At 67.0% G+C, this 18105-nt stretch carries 9 protein-coding genes; all 9 read right to left on the reverse strand.

Translation table 11 applies throughout. The features are described from left to right. Window positions 1–3: 3 nt before the first annotated feature. On the reverse strand, window positions 4–651 hold the full coding sequence (locus tag NMP03_RS04730; protein ID WP_256507375.1) for a glutathione S-transferase family protein: 648 nt from the start codon (window positions 649–651) through the stop codon (window positions 4–6). Between the two features lie 151 nt (window positions 652–802). Beyond that, complete coding sequence (locus NMP03_RS04735; protein ID WP_256507376.1) at window positions 803–1384, reverse strand: glutathione S-transferase; 582 nt, start codon at window positions 1382–1384, stop codon at window positions 803–805. A gap of 67 nt (window positions 1385–1451) precedes the next feature. Continuing rightward, the gene (gene treY, locus NMP03_RS04740; RefSeq protein WP_256507377.1) at window positions 1452–3875 is read right to left on the reverse strand and encodes a malto-oligosyltrehalose synthase; all 2424 of its coding nucleotides are present in this window, start codon (window positions 3873–3875) and stop codon (window positions 1452–1454) included. Then, entirely contained in the window at window positions 3872–5881 is a 2010-nt protein-coding gene (gene malQ / locus NMP03_RS04745; RefSeq protein WP_256507378.1) for a 4-alpha-glucanotransferase, read from the reverse strand. Before malQ ends, treY begins: the two co-directional genes overlap by 4 nt. Beyond that, entirely contained in the window at window positions 5878–7590 is a 1713-nt protein-coding gene (gene treZ, locus NMP03_RS04750; RefSeq protein ID WP_256507379.1) for a malto-oligosyltrehalose trehalohydrolase, read from the reverse strand. The genes malQ and treZ overlap by 4 nt, the downstream gene beginning before the upstream one ends. Beyond that, window positions 7587–9686 carry a glycogen debranching protein GlgX gene (gene glgX, locus NMP03_RS04755; protein ID WP_256507380.1) on the reverse strand — a complete coding sequence of 700 codons (2100 nt, stop codon included), beginning with the start codon at window positions 9684–9686 and terminating at the stop codon, window positions 7587–7589. The genes treZ and glgX overlap by 4 nt, the downstream gene beginning before the upstream one ends. Then, window positions 9683–11797, reverse strand: a complete 2115-nt coding sequence (gene glgB / locus NMP03_RS04760; protein WP_256508009.1) for a 1,4-alpha-glucan branching protein GlgB — start codon at window positions 11795–11797, stop codon at window positions 9683–9685. The genes glgX and glgB overlap by 4 nt, the downstream gene beginning before the upstream one ends. A 68-nt stretch (window positions 11798–11865) precedes the next feature. Then, window positions 11866–15078, reverse strand: coding sequence for a maltose alpha-D-glucosyltransferase (gene treS / locus NMP03_RS04765; protein WP_256507381.1), 3213 nt, complete (start codon window positions 15076–15078; stop codon window positions 11866–11868). Beyond that, entirely contained in the window at window positions 15075–18044 is a 2970-nt protein-coding gene (locus NMP03_RS04770) for an alpha-1,4-glucan--maltose-1-phosphate maltosyltransferase (protein WP_256507382.1), read from the reverse strand. The genes treS and NMP03_RS04770 overlap by 4 nt, the downstream gene beginning before the upstream one ends. Between the last annotated feature and the right edge of the window lie 61 nt (window positions 18045–18105).

Genomic DNA, 18105 nt, shown 5'->3' on the forward strand with positions numbered 1-18105 from the left:
CGATCAGGCGTAGGCGTAGGGCCCGCCGGCCTTGAGCGCCGCTTGATAGGCCGGGCGGGCATGGATCGTTTCCAGCCACGCGATCGTCGCGGGGCGCGAGGCGTTTAGCCCCGCGCGGCTGCGGGCGGCTTCGAGCGGGAAGCTCATCATCACGTCGGCGGCGGTGAAGGCGTCGCCGGCGAACCACGGGCGGCTGGCGAGCTCGGCCTCAACATAGTCGAGATGGACGTCGATCATCGGCTGGATCTTCTTTTGCGCCGCCTTGCCGAACAGCGGCACGCGCGCGAGCACGAGCTTCACGAGCAGCGGCGGCATCAGCGAGCCCTCGGCATAATGCAAGAAGTGGCGATAGCGCAGCAGCGCCGCACGGTGCGCTGGCTCGCCGAGCCGGCCATCGGCCTTGTCGACCAGATATTCGACGATCGCGCCGGTTTCGGCGACCACTTGCGGCGTGCCGCCCCCCGCGGGCGCGGTATCCTCGATCACCGGCGACTTGCCGAGCGGATGGACGCGGCGAAGTTCGGGCGGGGCGAGCATCGTCGCCTTGTTCCGCTCGTAGCGCTTCACTTCATAGGGCAGCGCGAGTTCCTCGAGCAGCCACAGCACGCGCTGCGAGCGCGAATTTTCGAGATGGTGGACGATGATCGTCATGGGCGGTCCTTCGGAAATGGCGCGTGGCTGCGCACCCGGTTGCGGCGATCATAACCGGGGCGCGGTCGGGAAAGCCACCATGGCGTCGGTTGGCGGCGACGTGGTTCGAACGGGCAAGGCGTGGCGGGTGTTCCGCACCGGCACCGACGACCTATGCGCCGACCAACACCGGCGTGTTTCCCGGCGCCCAGACCGGCGCGCGGTGCATGATCGCGGCGAACAGATCGGATGCGAGATGCCCTGCCAGCCAGGTTTCGACGCGGGCAAGCCGCTGGGTTTCGAACCAGGCAGCGTCGACCGCGACGAACTGGCGGATGAAGGGCATAATCGCGGCATCGGCCAGGCCGCGGGTGCGCCCGCCAAGCTCCCCCCCATCGGCGAGGCGCTCATTGAGCTCGCGCACGAAATCTAGCGCGCGCTGGCGATGCTCGACCGCGACCGACCCCGATCGTTCGGGATATTTGTAGCGATCTAGGTCGTGCTTGAACGCGCCGTCGTTACGCGCGATCAGCGCAGGCTGGTCGCGATCGAGCCACCCCTCGGGATCGCGCTGCGCCAGCGCATGGCGCATGATCGCGAGGCTTTCGTCGATCACCGTTCCGTCGGGCAGCACGAGGACGGGGACGGTCCCCTTGGGCGACGCCGCGAGCATCGCGTCGGGTTTGGCCGACAGCTTGACCTCGCGCAGTTCGTGGCGCGTGCCGCTCACCGCGAGCGCCAGGCGCGCGCGCATCGCATAGGGGCAGCGACGGAAGCTATAGAGGATGGGGACAGGCGGCGGTGTCATCGCTGGAACGGCGCTATTGCGGCGACCCGCCGAGGTACACCGGGATGCGTTCGAACAGCCCGGCGACCGCAACCGCCTCGCCGTCGATCGCCAGCGCGGTATCGCCCCACCAATCCGCGGGCGGCACTAGCGCAGCACCATCCTGCAAGGCCGCACCGCACCGCAATGCTACCGCACAGACCAGGCGTGCCGAGCCGTTGCGACGTTCGAAGGCAAGGACATGCGCCGCACGCGATCCGGTGACGCGGATCGGGGTGTAGCTGCCGACTGCTAACAGCGCCGGATGGTCGCGCCGGAGCGCTAGGAGCCGGCGGATCAGCGCGAATTTCTCGCTCGCGTCGCCCTCCAGCATCGCGCGCACTCGATCATAGTCGACCGGGCGACGATTGTCGGGATCGACCAGGCTGAGGTCGAACAATTCGGTGCCCTGATACAAATCGGGGACGCCGGGCACGGCATAATGGAGCGCGGTCTGCACCAGGCTGTTGGCCTGCGCGGCGGGCGCGGCGAGCGCGACCAGGCTCGCCATGTCGCCGAGGAACTCGGGCGATCGCGCGGGATCGAGCAGGCGGTCGACCAGGTCGCGGGCGCTCGCCTCATAGTCTTGATCGGGGGCTTCCCACGACGAGCGCAGCTTGGCTTCGCGCAGCGCCTTTTCCTGCCACGCATTGACGCGCTCGGCGAAGGCGGCGAGGCCTGCGGTATCGGTCGGCGCGAGCCCCTCGGGCCAGGCGCCGAACAGCGTCTGGTACAGCATGTAGCGATCGGCGGGGTCGATGCCGTCGTCGCCGACGATCCGCTCCCAGGTCGCGACGTGGTCCCGCCAGACGTTGGGGATCTCGCTCAACACTGCGAGCCGCGCGCGGACGTCCTCGCCGCGCTTGTGGTCGTGCGTCGCGGTCGCGAGCATCGCGCCGGGAAAGTCCTTGCCGCGCGCCGCCGCGACGGCGTGGAAGCGCTCGATCGGCATCGAGAAACACGCCGCGTCGAAGCCGACGTCGTTGCGCGAGAGCAGCCGGCCATAGCGGTAAAAGGCGGTGTCCTCGACCGCCTTGGCCGCGATCGGTGCCGAGAGTTGCTGGAAGCGGCGCACCGCGTCGGCGCCCTGCGCGGATTCGCCAGGGCCATTGCCCGCGAGCCAGGCGAGCATCGCATCGATCACCGGCCCCTCGCCCGGCGGGACGAAGCGCGCGGCGCGGCGGCGCGCCTCGGTGCGGATCGGTTCGTCGATCGCGGGGGCGGCGTCGCCGGTGCCATAGGTGCGATAGACCGGGAAAACCCAAAGCAAGCGCTCGATCGCGCGGCGGACCATGGCGGCGGTGAACCCCAAGGGCTCGGCCAAGGGCGCGAACGCAGCGACACAGCCCGAAAGCTGGCCCTCGAACTGCCACGACAGCATGTCCTGGCGCGCCAGCAATTCCTCGGGGCCGAACGCCGCGGAACGTCGGCTGATCTCTTCCCACAGCGCACCGAGCGGAGCCTCGCCCTCTGGGGCATGCAATACCGCGGCGACTTCTTCCATGAAATCATAGCCGCTGGTGCCGTCGATGCCCCAGTCGGTCGCGAGCGGTTCGCCCGGGCCGAGGATCTTCTCGACGACGATGTACGCGGGACCGGCGGGGGCATCGGTCGGGCGCGCGATCGAATCGAGCCGCGCGCGTAACTGGCGGCAATAGCCCGCGGGATCGGTGAGCCCATCGACATGATCGACGCGGACGCCGTCGATCAACCCTTCGGCATATAGCCGGAAATACAGCGCGTGCGCCGCTTCGAATACCGCCGGGTCTTCGATCCGCACCCCGGCGAGTTCGTTGATCGTGAAGAAGCGCCGCCAGTTGAGTTCGTCGTTCGCGGTGCGCCACGACGCCAGCCGGTACTGCTGGCGGTCGAGCAGGGCCGCGACGTCGGCCGACGCATCGAGGCCAACCTGATCCTCGGGGCGGATCGGAAAGCGATGCTCGCCATATGCCGACACGAACCATGCATCGCCGTCACGTTCGAGCGTGATGTCGCCTTGCGCCAGCGCGGTCGGCAGCGGATCGCCGAGGATCGGCAGCACCAGCTTGCGCCGCCAGTCGATGTCGAACACCCGCGCATGCTCACTCGCCTGGCCCCGCGCCAGCACGTCGTTCCACCAATGATTGCCACCGCCCGCGACCCCCATGTGATTGGGGACGATATCGATGATGATGCCCAGCCCCTGCGACCGCAGCGCCGCGACCAGGCTGCGGAACGCCGGCTCGCCGCCAAGCTCGGGGTTGATCGCGGTCGGATCGACGACGTCATAGCCGTGCGTCGACCCGTCGCGCGCGGTGGTGATCGGTGAGGCATAGAGGTGGCTGATGCCGAGCTCAGCGAGATACGGGACCAGCGCCTCGGCATCGGAGAAGGTGAAATCCTTGTGGAACTGGAAGCGATAGGTGGCGCGCGGGGTCATGAGCTTCTTTCGGCATCGAACGCGGCGAGGCGCGCGGAAATGTCGGGACGCGCGAGCAGCGCGTCGGTGGCGGCGGGCATGCGGCGACGCCAATTGGGGTGTTCATCGATCGTGCCGGGCAAATTGGGCTGCTCGATCGCGCCGATGACGTCCTCCATCGGCACGATCGCCAGCACCGATGGCGCGCGCGCGATGAAGGCGAGCGCGGCGGCGAGGACAGGCGCGCTGTCGCAGGGGGCGGGCTGCGGCCCCTTTGCCACGCCGGCGGCGACGAATGCTTCCCAAAGCCTGGTGCGTTCCTCGGCGCGTGCGGCGTGGTCGGCGGTTTCGTCGGCAGCACGCGAGGTGCGCCCGAGCTGCCATTGCCATTCGATATCGCGCCCGCTCCACCAGCCAGCGACAGTCGCTAGGTCATGCGTCCCCGTCATTGCCGCGGCATCGGCGGCATAGTCTTTGGCGGGCAGGAAGCCGCCCTCCCCGTCGCGTTCGAACCACAATACGCGCATGCCGAGCATCGCGAGCTCGTCCATCGCCGGGCGGAATCCTTCGGGGACGGTGCCCAGGTCCTCGCCGATCACCACCGCGCGCGCGCGATGCGATTCGAGCGCGATCAGCCGGAACAGGTCGTCGACGGGCATCGCGAGATACGCTCCTTCCCTGGCCGATGCCCCCTCGGGCACCACCCAAAGCCGGCGCAGCCCCAGCGCGTGATCGATGCGAATACCGCCGGCATGATCGAGCGCCGCGCGCAGCGTCGCAATGAAGGGTTCGAATCCGGTGCGCCGCAAGGCGATCGGCGAGAAGCCGGTGATTCCCCAGCTTTGCCCGTCGGGGCCGAGCAGATCGGGGGGCGCGCCGATCGACAGGCCGGTCAGCAGATCGTCGGGCCGGCTCCAAGCATGGCTGCCCCCCGAATCCATCCCCACCGCCAGATCGGCGATCAGCCCCAATGCCATGCCGCCATCGATCGCGGCGCGCTGCGCCGCATCGAGGCTGCGCTTGGCGAGCCATTGCAGGAACAAGTAAAAGCCGACCGCATCTTCATGCTCGGCGGCGAAGCGAGCGACCGCCGCGCCATCGGGGTCGCGATACTCGGCGGGCCAGTCGCGCCAACCATGCGCGCCGGTCGCTTCGAAGAAATGCGCGTGCAATGCATCGAAGCGGGCATGGCGTTCGAGCTCGTCGCCGCCCTTAGTGGCATAGGCTGCAACCTCGGCGCGCACCGCATCGGTTCGGCGGTCATAGGCTTCGCGGAGCGCGCGCAACCGGGCGGGGATCGCCACGACCCAATCGATCAGGTCGTTATCGTCGGAGGGTGTGGCTTCTGCGCCGACCAACGCCGGATCGGCATACAGAACGTTCAGGAACAGCCGCGTCGAGGGCGCATAAGGGCTGAACCGGCTGGCATCGGCGGGAAACAGCGCATGCACCGGGCTGATTGCGATCGCGTCGGCCCCGCGTTCGGCAAACGCGCGCGCGGTGGACACCAACGCTCCGAAATCGCCGAACGCGCTGTCGCTGTCGTCGCGAAGCGCGGTGATCTGGACAGCGGGTCCCCACAACCGCCGGTCTCCCGCCGCATCGGCGACCGAAAAGCAGCGCGGCGGCGCGATCGCGACGCCGATCTCGCGCGTGCCGAGGAGCAGGCGGTGATAGCCGATGGCGTCGATCGCGGGCACTCGAAGTCCTGCAGGGGTCGCCTCGACGATGATCTCGCGGCGGGTGCCGTCTTCGAACAGCAGTTCGGCAGGTCCAGCCTCGCCGCACGCCGCGGGCAAGGCAAATGCCTCACCCACCACCGCCGACACGAAGCTGCACGCGGCGTCGCGGTCATGCACGATCCGGGCGATGCTATCGGCGATCGCGACGTCGCTATCGGCGGGGTAGCCCAGCGCCGCGAGGATCGCGACCAGCGACGTATCGGACACGCGCTGCGCCTCGCCCAGCGCATCTTCCCAATCGATCTGCAATCCGGCGGCCTCGGCCAGCCTGTGGAGCGCGCTCAATGTTCGATCCACGCGCCGAAGCTGCCGGGCGCGCCGGCGTTCCCCAGCACGAACAACGGATCGGCGATCTCGGGAAAGCCCACGCTCGCATCGGCCAAGTTGATCGCCAGCGTCAACGTCGCGCCATCGCCCATCCGCCAGCGTGCCACCACCGCGCCCTCGCCGATCACCTCGGCCCCGATCGACCGCGCGCCCTTCAGGCGTGGCACGATCGCCTCGCGCCGCAGCGCCAGCAGCCGCGCGTACAACGCGCGCCATTCCGCCACCGCCGGCCCCGGCACCGCACGCGATTGCACGAAAGTCGTCTCGGCGTTGGGATCGGGTATCCGCTCGCGCGCCGCCGGATCGGCGAACGCCGCGAACTGCGCGAACTCGCGGCGGCGGCCTTCGCGTACCGCGTCAGCCAGATCATCCTGAAAATCGGTGAAGAACAGGAACGGCGCTTCGCTGCCATCCTGGTCGCCCATGAACAGCAACGGGATTTGCGGCGACAAGAGGAGCAATGAGGTAGCTGCGCGCAGCTTGGCGGGGTCGGCCAGCAGCGTCAGCCGCTCGCCCATTGCGCGGTTGCCGATCTGGTCGTGGTTCTGCAGGAACGACACGAACGCGCTCGGCGGGAGGTGCCCGCTCGGCTTGCCGCGCGGCTCGCCCGCGTGGTTGGGCCATCCCTGGCCCTGGTAGATGAACCCTTCAGCCAAACAGCGGGCCAGCCGTTCGGCGGGACGCTCGGCGAAGTCGGCATAATAGCCGCTGGTCTCACCGGTCAGCAGCACATGCATGACATTATGGAAATCGTCGTTCCATTGCGCGTCGTAACGCTCAGAAGTCAGGCGATCGGCGTCGTTGTTTTCATTTTCGAGTACCAGATGGACATGCCGGTCGGGTCCCACGGCGGCGCGCAATTCGCCCGCCAGCCGATCGAGGAAATCCTCGTTGCCGATCGCATGCACCGCATCGAAGCGCAGCCCGTCGCAGCGGTATTGATTGAGCCACATCGCCGCATTCTCGCGGAAGAACGCATGCACCGCGGGTGTCTCGACCGCCACCGCGCCGCCCCAGGGGGTGTCGACATCGGCATCGAAGAAGCCGCTGGCATACGCCCCCAGATAATTCCCGTCAGGGCCGAAGTGATTATACACGACGTCGAGAAACACCATCAGCCCAAGGCCATGCGCGCGATCGATCAGCGCCTTGAGATCGTCAGGCGTTCCATAGCTTTCGGCGGGGGCGAAGGGCAGCACGCCGTCATAGCCCCAGTTGCGCGTGCCGCCAAAGGCGTTGACCGGCATCAACTCGATCGCGGTCACACCCAACGCGGCGAGCGCGGGCAACGTTTCGGCAACCCCGGCAAACCCGCCGAGCGTACCGACATGCACCTCCTGGATCACCGCCTCTTCCCACGGACGCCCGCGCCAATCGGCGGTCTGCCAGCCATAAGCGTCGGCATCGGTCACGACACTCCAGCCATGGACACCGCCCGCCTGCGCGCGCGATGCCGGATCGGGCACCGCCAGATCGGCATCGAGCCGGAAGCGATAGCGAGTGCCCGCCCCCGCCGCCGCCTCGACGCCGAACCAGCCATCGGCCTCGCGCGCCATCGCCACCGGCGCGGCACCGTCGATCTCGAGCGTCACCGCATCGCGATCGGGTGCCCACAGGCGAAAGCGAGTGCGATCGGCCGCAAGCAGCGTCGGTCCCCACAAGGTCATTCGGGGGCCATCGTCCGGGTGGCCAGCGCCGCGCCCTGCGGGCCGACCTCATACTCGTCCTGGACCTCGATCGCGCCTTGGTCGGGCTTGGCGCTGTCGATCACGATCATCCGCGCGCCGCCGGGCGAGGGCATCTTGAACACGATCGGCTCGGGCGATGCGTTGAGCAGCAACGACACCAGCTCGATCTCGCCATTCTCGAGCCGCATCGACCGGCGCATCACCAGCGCGCGGCCCTGGGGATTGTCCCAATCTTCAGGCGACAATTGCTCGCCGCGCTCGTCCCACCATTCGAGGTCGTCGATCCCCTGCCCCGGCGCGCCATCGCCATAGAGGAAATTGCCCGCGCGCAGCATCGGATAGCGGCGGCGAAGCGCGGTCAGCCGCGCGGTGAAGTCGATCAGCGCCTCGCCCTCGGGCGAGCGGGCCTGCTCCCAATCGAGCCAGCTGATCTCGTTGTCCTGGCAATAGGCGTTGTTGTTGCCGTGCTGCGTCCGGCCGAACTCGTCACCCGCCACCAGCAACGGCGTGCCGAGCGACGTGAACAACGTCGTCAGCATCGATCGCATCACCCGCTGGCGCGCGTCGTTGATGTCGCGATCCTCGGTCGGCCCCTCGGCACCCCAATTGCGCGAGTAATTCTCCGAATGGCCGTCGCGATTATCCTCACCATTCGCCTCATTGTGGCGTTGTTCATAGGCGACGGTATCGAAGAGTGTGAAGCCGTCATGCGCGCCGATCAGGTTGACGCTGGCCCAGGGGCGCCGCGCGCGCCGGTCGAACAGGTCGCCCGACCCCGCCAGCCGCGCCGCCAGATCGCCGCGCTGCGAAGGATCGCCGCGCCAGAACTTGCGCACGGTATCGCGATATTTGTCGTTCCATTCGGCGAACGACGGCGGGAAATTGCCGAGCTGATAGCCGCCGGGGCCGATGTCCCACGGCTCGGTCATCAGCTTCAGCCGCCCCAGCACGGGATCCTGGCGCAGCACGTCGAAGAACGCCGCCCCCGGATCGAAGCCGTCATCCTCGCGCCCCAGCGTCAGCCCCAGATCGAAGCGGAAGCCGTCGATCCCGAAGCTGGTCGCCCAATAGCGAAGGCTGTCGGCGACCATCTGGATCACCCGCGCCTTGGTGAGGTTCAGCGTGTTGCCGGTGCCGGTGTCGTTGATCGAATAGCGCAGGTTATCGGGCAGCAACCGGTAATAGGTGGCGTTGTCGAGCCCGCGCCACGACAGCGTCGGCCCGCGCTCGGAGCCTTCGCAGGTGTGGTTGTAGACGACGTCTAGGATCACCTCGATCCCGGCGGCATGCAGGCGGCGCACCGCGCGGCGCAATTCGTCCTGCGTGTCGGTCGCGAAATAGCTCTGCTCGGGGGCGAAGAAGCCGAGCGTGTTATAGCCCCAGTAATTCCGCAGCCCCTTTTCCTGCAGGAAGCGGTCCTGGGTGAAGGCATGGATCGGCATCAGCTCGAGCGCGGTCACGCCGATGCGCTTGAGATGCTCGATCACCTTGGGGTGGCCGAGCGCGGCATAGGTACCGCGCTCACGCGGCGGCACCAGGTCGAACAGCTTGGTCAGCCCCTTGACGTGCGCCTCGTAGATCACCGTTTCGGACCAGGGCGTGTTGGGCTTCACGTCGCGCGACCAGTCGAAATGATCGTCGACGACCACCGCCTTTGGCATCGCTATCGCGCTGTCGCGGCGATCGAAGCTCAGATCCTCGCGGCGCGATCGCACCTGATAGCCGTGCAGCGCGTCGGTCCAGCGCACCGGCCCCGACAGCTTGCGCGCATAGGGATCGAGCAGCAGCTTGTTCGAATTGAAGCGATGCCCTTCCTCGGGCGCATAGCGGCCATGCGCGCGATAGCCATAGAGCAGCCCCGGCCCCGCCTCGGGCAGATAGCCGTGCCAGACTTCGTCGGTCCATTCGGGCAGTTCATAGCGACGAAGCTCGCGCTTGCCGGTCTCGTCGAACACGCACAGCTCGATCTTCTCGGCATGCGCCGAAAACACCGCGAAGTTGACGCCAAGGCCGTCGAACGACGCGCCCAAGGGATAGGCAGACCCGGATTCGAGCCGGTCGGGTAGGGAATTCAACTGTCGGTTCCTTCGAAACGGAGCACCATGCCGGCAAGCGGCGGTACGACGATGGCGGCGCTGGCGGGTTGACCGTCGGCCGGGTCGTCGGTGGCATGAACCATCCCGCCATTGCCGATGTTCCCGCCGCCATAGATGTCGGCGTCGCTATTGAGCACTTCGCGCCACCGGCCCGCGCGCGGCAGACCGATGCTGTAGCCATGCTGCGGTTCGGGGCTCATGTTGATGACCACCACCACCGGCGCGTCGCCCGGCCCGCCTTGACGCGCATAGACCAGGATGCTGCGCTCGGCATCGGCGCCGACGATCCACTGGAAGCCAGCCGGATCGGTGTCGTGCGCGTGCAGCGCGGGTTCCGCGGTGTAGAGGTGGTTCAGGTCGCGCAGCAGCCGCTGCATCGATGCATGCTCGGGCTGGTCGAGCAATTCCCACGCCACCTGGGTGTCGTGGTTCCATTCGATGTCCTGCGCGATCTCGCAGCCCATGAAGAGCAATTTCTTGCCGGGATGCGTCCACATGAAGCTGAAATAGGCGCGCAGATTCGCGAATTTGCGCCAGCGATCGCCCGGCATCTTGCCGATCAGCGATCCCTTGCCATGGACGACCTCGTCATGGCTGATCGGGAGCACGAACTTCTCGGAAAAGGCATAGACCATCCCGAAGGTCAGCTCGTTATGGTGCCAGCGGCGATACATCGGGTTGCGCTCCGCATATTGGAGCGTGTCGTGCATCCAGCCCATGTTCCATTTGTACGAAAAGCCAAGGCCCCCTTGCGGCACTGGCGCCGACACGCCCGGCCACGCGGTTGATTCCTCGGCGATCGTCATGACGCCGGGGAAGCGCTCGGCGACGACGCTGTTCATCCGCTTGAGGAATTCGACCGATTCGAGATTCTCGCGCCCGCCATGGATGTTGGGTACCCATTCGCCGGCCTTGCGGCTGTAGTCGCGGTACAGCATCGAGGCGACCGCATCGACGCGCAGCCCGTCGATATGGAACGTCTCGAGCCACCAAAAAGCCGAGGCGAGCAGGAAGCCCGAAACTTCGCGCCGCCCGAGATTGTAGATCAGCGTGTTCCAATCCTGGTGGAACCCCTCGCGCGGATCAGCGTGTTCGTACAGCGGCGTGCCGTCGAACTGCGCAAGGCCATGCGCGTCGGTGGGGAAATGCGCGGGCACCCAATCGAGGATCACGCCGATCCCCAAGCGATGACACGCATCGACGAACGCGGCGAACTGGTCGGGCCGCCCAAACCGCGCCGAGGGCGCGAATTGCGACAGCGGCTGATAGCCCCACGAGCCGCCGAAGGGATGCTCCATGATCGGCAGCAACTCGACATGGGTGAACCCCATATCGACCACATAGGGAATCAGCCGATCGCCCAGCGCCTGCCAGTCGAGCGTGCCCGTCGGATCATCGCCCGGCCGCAGCCACGACGCGGGATGGACTTCGTAGATCGAAATCGGCGCATCGGGCGCATGGCGCACGGCGCGTTCGGCAAGCCAATCGCCATCGGACCAGGCATAGTCGGGCACCGGCGCGACGATCGATCCGGTCGCGGGCGGCAATTCGGTCTGGCGCGCGAGCGGATCGGCCTTTTGGACGATGCTGCCATCGGCCCCGGCAATCTCGAACTTGTAATGCGTGCCAGCTCCGATGCGCGGGACGAACAGCTCCCACACGCCGGTGCCCCGGCGCAACCGCATCGGGTGCCGCCTGCCGTCCCAGCCGTTGAAGTCACCGACCACCGACGCGCGGCGGGCATTGGGAGCCCAGACCGAAAAGGCGACGCCGCCCACCCCTTCGATCGTCCGGGGATGCGCGCCCATGACGCGGGCGAGCTCGAGATGCCGCCCCTCGTTGAACAGATGCAGGTCGAGATCGCCCAGCACCAACCCGAAGCCATAAGGATCTTCGGTCTCCTGCACCGCGCCGCCCGGCCAGGCGATACGCAGCGCATAGGGCACGTCCTCTTCCAGCCTGCCGACGAACAGCCCGGGGGCAAGTTCGCCCAACGCGCCGATCGCGCGGCCATCATCGCGCGCGATCAGCGTCACCGCCTCGGCCCCCGGCTGGAAGGTGCGAACCTCGCCATCATGCGCGCCGAGCATCGCGAACGGATCGTCGAGCCGGCTTTCGAGCAAGGCCGCGGTGGCGCTCAGCAATTCGTCGCGGCCGCTCACGATGCACCCTCCTGCAACAGGCCGCGCGCGGCGCGCGCAAGTCCCGCGATCGGCACGCCGATCCAGGCGGGCCGGTTGGCCGCCTCATAGGCGACTTCATACGCCGCCTTCTCGAGCACCATCAGATCGAGCAACGGTTCGTCGATCGCTTCCGACACGCCCTGATAACCTTGCAGGAACGCCTCGGCGGCGCTGCGACGGAACGCATCGTAGCGCGCATCGGTGCGGGCCTCGTCGGACTCGGCCATCGCGGGGCGTGCATGTTCGGCGACCGCGGCGGCATAGTCGAACGAGCGCAATACGCCGGCGATGTCGCGCTCGGGCAGATCCTTGGCGCGGCGCTCGTCGAGCGAGCGTACCGGCTCGCCTTCGAAGTCGATCAGCATCACGTCGCTGCCCGTCACCAGCATCTGCCCCAGATGCAGGTCGCCATGAATGCGCGTGCGCGTGCGCCCTTCGGCCTGGCGCGCGACTGCCTTGATCCGCTCCATCAGCGCCGAACGATTGTCGCGAAGATAGGCGGCGGCTTCGGCGTCATTCTCGCCCAACGTCGCGGTGGCCAGCGACCCCAGCGCCTTGTCGACCTGACCTTCGATCCGCCCCGACAGGCTATCGGCATCGGCGAGCGTCATCGCCTCGGGGGCAAAGGCGGCATCGTCGCTCGGTTCCGCCAGCACGCCGTGCATCTGCGCGAGCCGCCGCCCGATATTCGCCGCGAAATTCTCGTAGTTCGACGAATTCCAGTCGGCATCGGTCGCCAGACGGTCGAGCACGCCAAGCGTCCACGCCCAGCCATCGCCCTGATTATAGACGAAGCGCTGGACCAGCATCAGCAAGGTCGATGCTTCGCCCTCGTCGAGCCAGACCTCGCCCAGGATCGCGGGCACATTCTCGAAGCCGCTGGCCGCAAGATAGCGGACCATCTCGGCATCGGGGTGAATCCCCGGCTGCACCTTGCGCAGCAGCTTGAGCACCGCGCGTTCGCCCAGCACCATCGTGCTGTTCGATTGCTCAGCCCCGATCCATTCGGGCACCGCATCGGGCTCGATGTCGAGCGCGTCGCTACCGGCGAAGCGCAGCGTGCCGCCCTCGACCGCGACGCTGTCGCCGCGCTTGAGCGCGCCGATCACCGCCTCGGCGAATTCGGCCACCGCAAACCCGTCGGTCAGCAGCCCCACCCGCCGCTCGCGCCGCACCCGGCCGATCGCCAAGTTCGAGGCGAACGGCCCGTGCTGCTCGCCTTCCCACGCGATGCCCAGCGGCAGCGTATAGGTCTGCGTTCCCGCGCCGGTGCTGACCTCGATCAGCGACAGCACCAGATCGGTCGCCTGCGGCAGCGCGATCGTCCGCGCGACTCGGACCTGGCCGATCGTCTCGTCCTTCTCCCCGAACCAGCGGCGATGCGCGACATAACTCGGCAGGATCTCGCCTTCGAGCACCTGCGCGTTGCGCCCCTGCGTCACCCCCGACAATTCGGGTCGAAGCACGAAGGTATAGCGCTCGACATCGACCCCCGGCGCGGCGCTCGACCATTCGGGCGCGGCTTCGTCGACCGACAGCTTGAACCACAGGAAGCCATAAGGCGGCAGCGTCAGCAGATAGGGCAATTGGCCGATCGCCGGGAAGGTCGCCCCGCCCGACATCTCGACCGGGGTCCGCCCGACGAAATCGTGCAGGTCGAGCTCGACCGCCTGCGCGGTGCGCCCCAGATTGGCCACGCACAGCAGCACTTCGCCGTTGAGGTCGCGCAGATACGCCAGGATCTTGCGGTTGGCCGGCCGCAGGAAACGCTGCGTGCCGCGCCCGAACGCCTGATGCTCGCGTCGGACCGCCAGCATCCGCTTGACCCAGTTGAGCATCGAATGCTGGTCGCGCTCCTGCGCCTCGACATTGACCGCCTGATAGCCATAGAGCGGGTCCATGATCGGCGGCAGCGTCAGGCTGGCGGGGTCGGCGCGCGAAAAGCCGCCATTGCGATCCGACGACCATTGCATCGGGGTGCGAACGCCGTCGCGATCGCCGAGATACACGTTGTCGCCCATCCCGATCTCGTCGCCATAATACAGCACCGGGGTGCCCGGCATCGTCAGCAGCAGCGCGTTCATCAGCTCGATCCGACGACGATCGCGCTCCATCAAGGGCGCGAGGCGGCGACGGATGCCCAGGTTGATCCGCGCGCGCTTGTCGGCGGCATAGGTGTTCCACAAATAATCGCGCTCCTGATCGGTCACCATTTCGAGCGTCAGCTCGTCATGGTTGCGCAGGAAGATCGCCCATTGGCAGTTGTCGGGAATATCGGGGGTCTGGCGCATGATGTCGGTGATCGGGAATCGATCCTCCTGCGCCACCGCCATGTACATCCGCGGCATCAGCGGGAAATGGAACGACATATGGCATTCGTCGCCATAGCCCTGGTCGTTGGTGTCGCCGAAATATTGCTGGGTATCCTCGGGCCACATATTGGCCTCGGCCAGCAGCATCCGGTCGGGATAATGCGCGTCGAGATTGGCGCGGATTTTCTTCAGCACTTCGTGCGTCTCGGGCAGATTCTCGTTCGAGGTGCCGTCGCGCTCGATCAGATAGGGGATCGCATCGAGCCGCAGCCCATCGACCCCGGCGTCGAGCCAGAAATGCATCACCGACAGCACTTCCTCGAGCACCTTGGGATTGTCGAAATTGAGGTCGGGCTGGTGCGAATAGAAGCGATGCCAGAAATAAGCCTGCGCCTCGTCGTCCCAGGTCCAGTTCGACTTCTCGGTGTCGCAGAAGATGATCCGCGTACCCGAATACAGCTTGTCGGTGTCCGACCAGACATAGAAGTCGCGCTCGGGGCTGCCTGGCGGGGCCTTGCGCGCCGCCTGGAACCAGGGGTGCTGGTCCGAGGTATGGTTGATCACCAATTCGGTGATCACGCGCATTCCACGCGCGTGCGCCGCCTCGATAAAGGCGCGCGCGTCGTCCATCGTCCCGTAATCGGGGCTGACCTCGCGATATTCGCCGATGTCATAGCCATCGTCGCGGCGCGGGCTCGGGTAGAAGGGCAGCAGCCAGATTGCGGTGACGCCCAATTCGGCGATGTAATCGAGCTTCGCCATCAGCCCGGCGAAATCGCCGATGCCGTCGTCGTTCGAATCGTAGAAGGACTTGACGTGCACCTGATAGATGACGGCGTCCTTGTACCAGAGCGGATCCTGGTTCAGCGCGGTCATGCGGTTTCTCCGGGCGCGATGCGCCAAATGCGATAGGGGTGATCGGGATCGAGGCGGATGTGCTGGGTCTTGCCGTGCCAGTCGAAGCGATGGCCCTCGGCGAGGTCTTCGACCGCGATGCTCGCGGTGTCCGACAGACCGAACTCCCACAAAGGCACCTCGAAATCGGCTTCCTGCGGGTTGTGTGGATCGAGGCTGACCATCACCAGGATCATGTCGGCGCCGTCGGGCGCAGGCTTGGCGTAGTAAATGATCCGCTCGTTGTGCGCGGCATAGAAGCGCGTGTTCAGATGCGTCTGCAGCGCTGGATAAGCGCGGCGCAGGCGGTTGAGCAGCGTGATGTCGGCGATGATGTTGCCAGGCGCGGTCCAGTCGCGCTGGCGAATCTCGTACTTCTCCGAATCGAGATATTCTTCCTTGCCCGGCACCGGCGCGGCCTCGCACAGCTCGAACCCCGAATAGACGCCGAACAGCCCCGACAGCGTCGCCGCGAGCACCGCGCGGATGCGGAAGCCCGGACGCCCCGATGTCTGCAGGAACAGCGGGTTGATGTCGGGGGTGTTGACGAAGAAATGCGGCCGGTAGAATTCCTTGGGCGGCGTCGTCGTCAGCTCGATGATGTAGTCGGTCAGCTCGGCCTTCTCATCGCGCCAGGTGAAATAGGTGTAGCTTTGCGAGAAGCCTACCTTGGCCAGCCGGTACATCATCGCTGGCTTGGTGAAGGCTTCGGCGAGGAAGATCGCCTCGGGATGCCGCGCGCGGACATCGCCGATCATCCACTCCCAGAACGGCAGCGTCTTGGTGTGCGGATTATCAACGCGGAAGGTCTTCACCCCGCGCTCGATCCACAGCAGCACCACGTCGCGCAGCGCGGTCCACAGCCCAGGCACCGCGTCCTTGGCGTAAAATTCGACGTTGACGATATCCTGGTATTTCTTGGGCGGATTCTCGGCGTATTTCATCGACCCGTCGGGCCGCCAGGCGAACCAGCCCGGATGCTCCTTGAGCCACGGGTGATCGGGCGAACACTGGATCGCGAAATCGAGCGCGATCTCGAGCCCGTGACCGCGCGCGGCATCTACCAGCCGGAGGAAGTCCTCGAGGCTGCCCAGTTCGGGATGGATCGCGTCATGCCCGCCCTCGGGCGCGCCGATCGCATAGGGGCTGCCCGGATCTCCAGGCGCAGGCGTCAGCGTGTTGTTCGGCCCCTTGCGGTTGGCGGTGCCGATCGGGTGGATCGGCGGGAAATACAGCGTGTCGAACCCCATGTCGCGGATCGCGGGCACGCGCGGGATGACATCGTCGAAGCTGCCATGCTGCCCTGGCACGGTCGATTGCGAGCGCGGGAACAGTTCGTACCAGCTCGAAAAGCGCGCGGTCAGCCGCTCGGCATCGACCGGCTGGACAGGCGAGCGCAACCGGTGCGGGCGTTCATCGGCACGCCCCATCGCCGTGGCGAGTTCGTCCGACAGCAGCAGCGCCGCATTATCGTCGCGCTTCAGGCTGGTGGCGAACTTGCCCAGCTCCTTCTTGGGCGACCCCTTCGACCGGTCGCGCGCCTGCTCGACCAGCAGCCGCCCCTCGGCATGATCGACCGATGTCGCCACCCCGGCGTCAAGCTTCTTCCGGAAATCGCGCGTGAAGCCACCAAAGCGGTCGAGCCACGCCTCGATCACGAACTCATGCCGACCCATCCGCGTAGTGGCGAAGCTCGCCTGCCAGCGCAGGTTCGGCAGTTCCGCCATCGGCACCGCAGACCATTCGCTGGCGTCGGCCGCGCGCCACAACAGTTCTACCGCGAGCTGTTCATGCCCGTCGGCGAAGACCGTCGCGTCGACGGTGATCGCCTCGCCGACGACGCGCTTGACGGGAAACCCGCCTTCGACGATCGGCGACACATCCTCGATCACCAGACGAGCGGTCTGCGCCGCCGCCGCCGCGCCATTGGCGGCGGAGTTCAGCAGGATCGGCTTCGCGCGATCGGCGGTTGTCATTCGTACTTCCCCGGGTTGCAGTTCGACGAACGCTTCATCGCCGAAGCGCTCGAAGGCGGCCCCCGCTGCCGACAGCAGGTCGGACGACGCCGGCGCGGGCTGCGTCTTGGCGGTCATGTTGATCAGAACCAGCATCGCCGCGCCGCAATCACGAACGTCGCTCGTGTCGGCGCGCAGGAACGCGGCTACCGCGCTCGCCGCGCCGTTGAGCCGTCGCATCTCGCCGGCGAAAGCCCCCGCCTGGCGAACGACATCGACCGCGCGCTTGGCGAGGTCGGGACAGCGCGCCAGAATATCGAGCGGCACGATAAGCCCGTCCGACAGCGCGGCGGCGGCGTTGAGGCTGCGCGCGATATCCGCGTCGGCGAGCTGCCCCGGTGATGGCTCGGCAATCAGCGCCGCAGCCGAACCCTGCCGCTCCTCGACCAACCGGGACGCTCGAAGATCACAAGCGCCGAACGACGACACCACGCCGTCGAGCCCGGTGTTCACCAGCGCCTGCGGGCCAGCCGCGGCCCGTGCGATCGTCATCACGTCGGGCTTGTGCCCCCGCAATTGCGCAACCAGCGCGGTCAGAAATTCGGGCGCGATCCGGTCGGCATCGATAAAGCGAAACCCCCGCGCGCCGACATCGAGCAGCTCGATCAGCCGGTCGGCGATCGCCGGCAGCAACGCATCGATCGCGCCCTCGGCCCGCAGCCGCGCCCGCGCTTCGCCCGAAGCTGGCATCGAAACGCGCGGATCGACCGGCCCCTCGCGGCCGGTGCTCCGCCGCAATGCGAAAAACGCCGGGTGCTGCGCCACCAAAGGATGCTCGATCGGAAACCGCGCCAGGTCGATATCGAGCAGCAGTGCCAGTCCGGCATCTGCGCACCGGCGCTGCAACCCCACGGGCAGGCCACTGTCGGCGCCGAAAGCCCCCTGCGTCGGCCAAAGCAACGCGCCGAATCCTGCCGCGGCTCCTGCCGTCAACGCGCCTACATCTATTCGATCGACCTCCGCACTAGCGTCCGAAGGGGCAGAAAGGATGCAG

Source organism: Sphingomonas qomolangmaensis (assembly GCF_024496245.1).
GTDB classification, from domain to species: domain Bacteria; phylum Pseudomonadota; class Alphaproteobacteria; order Sphingomonadales; family Sphingomonadaceae; genus Sphingomonas; species Sphingomonas qomolangmaensis.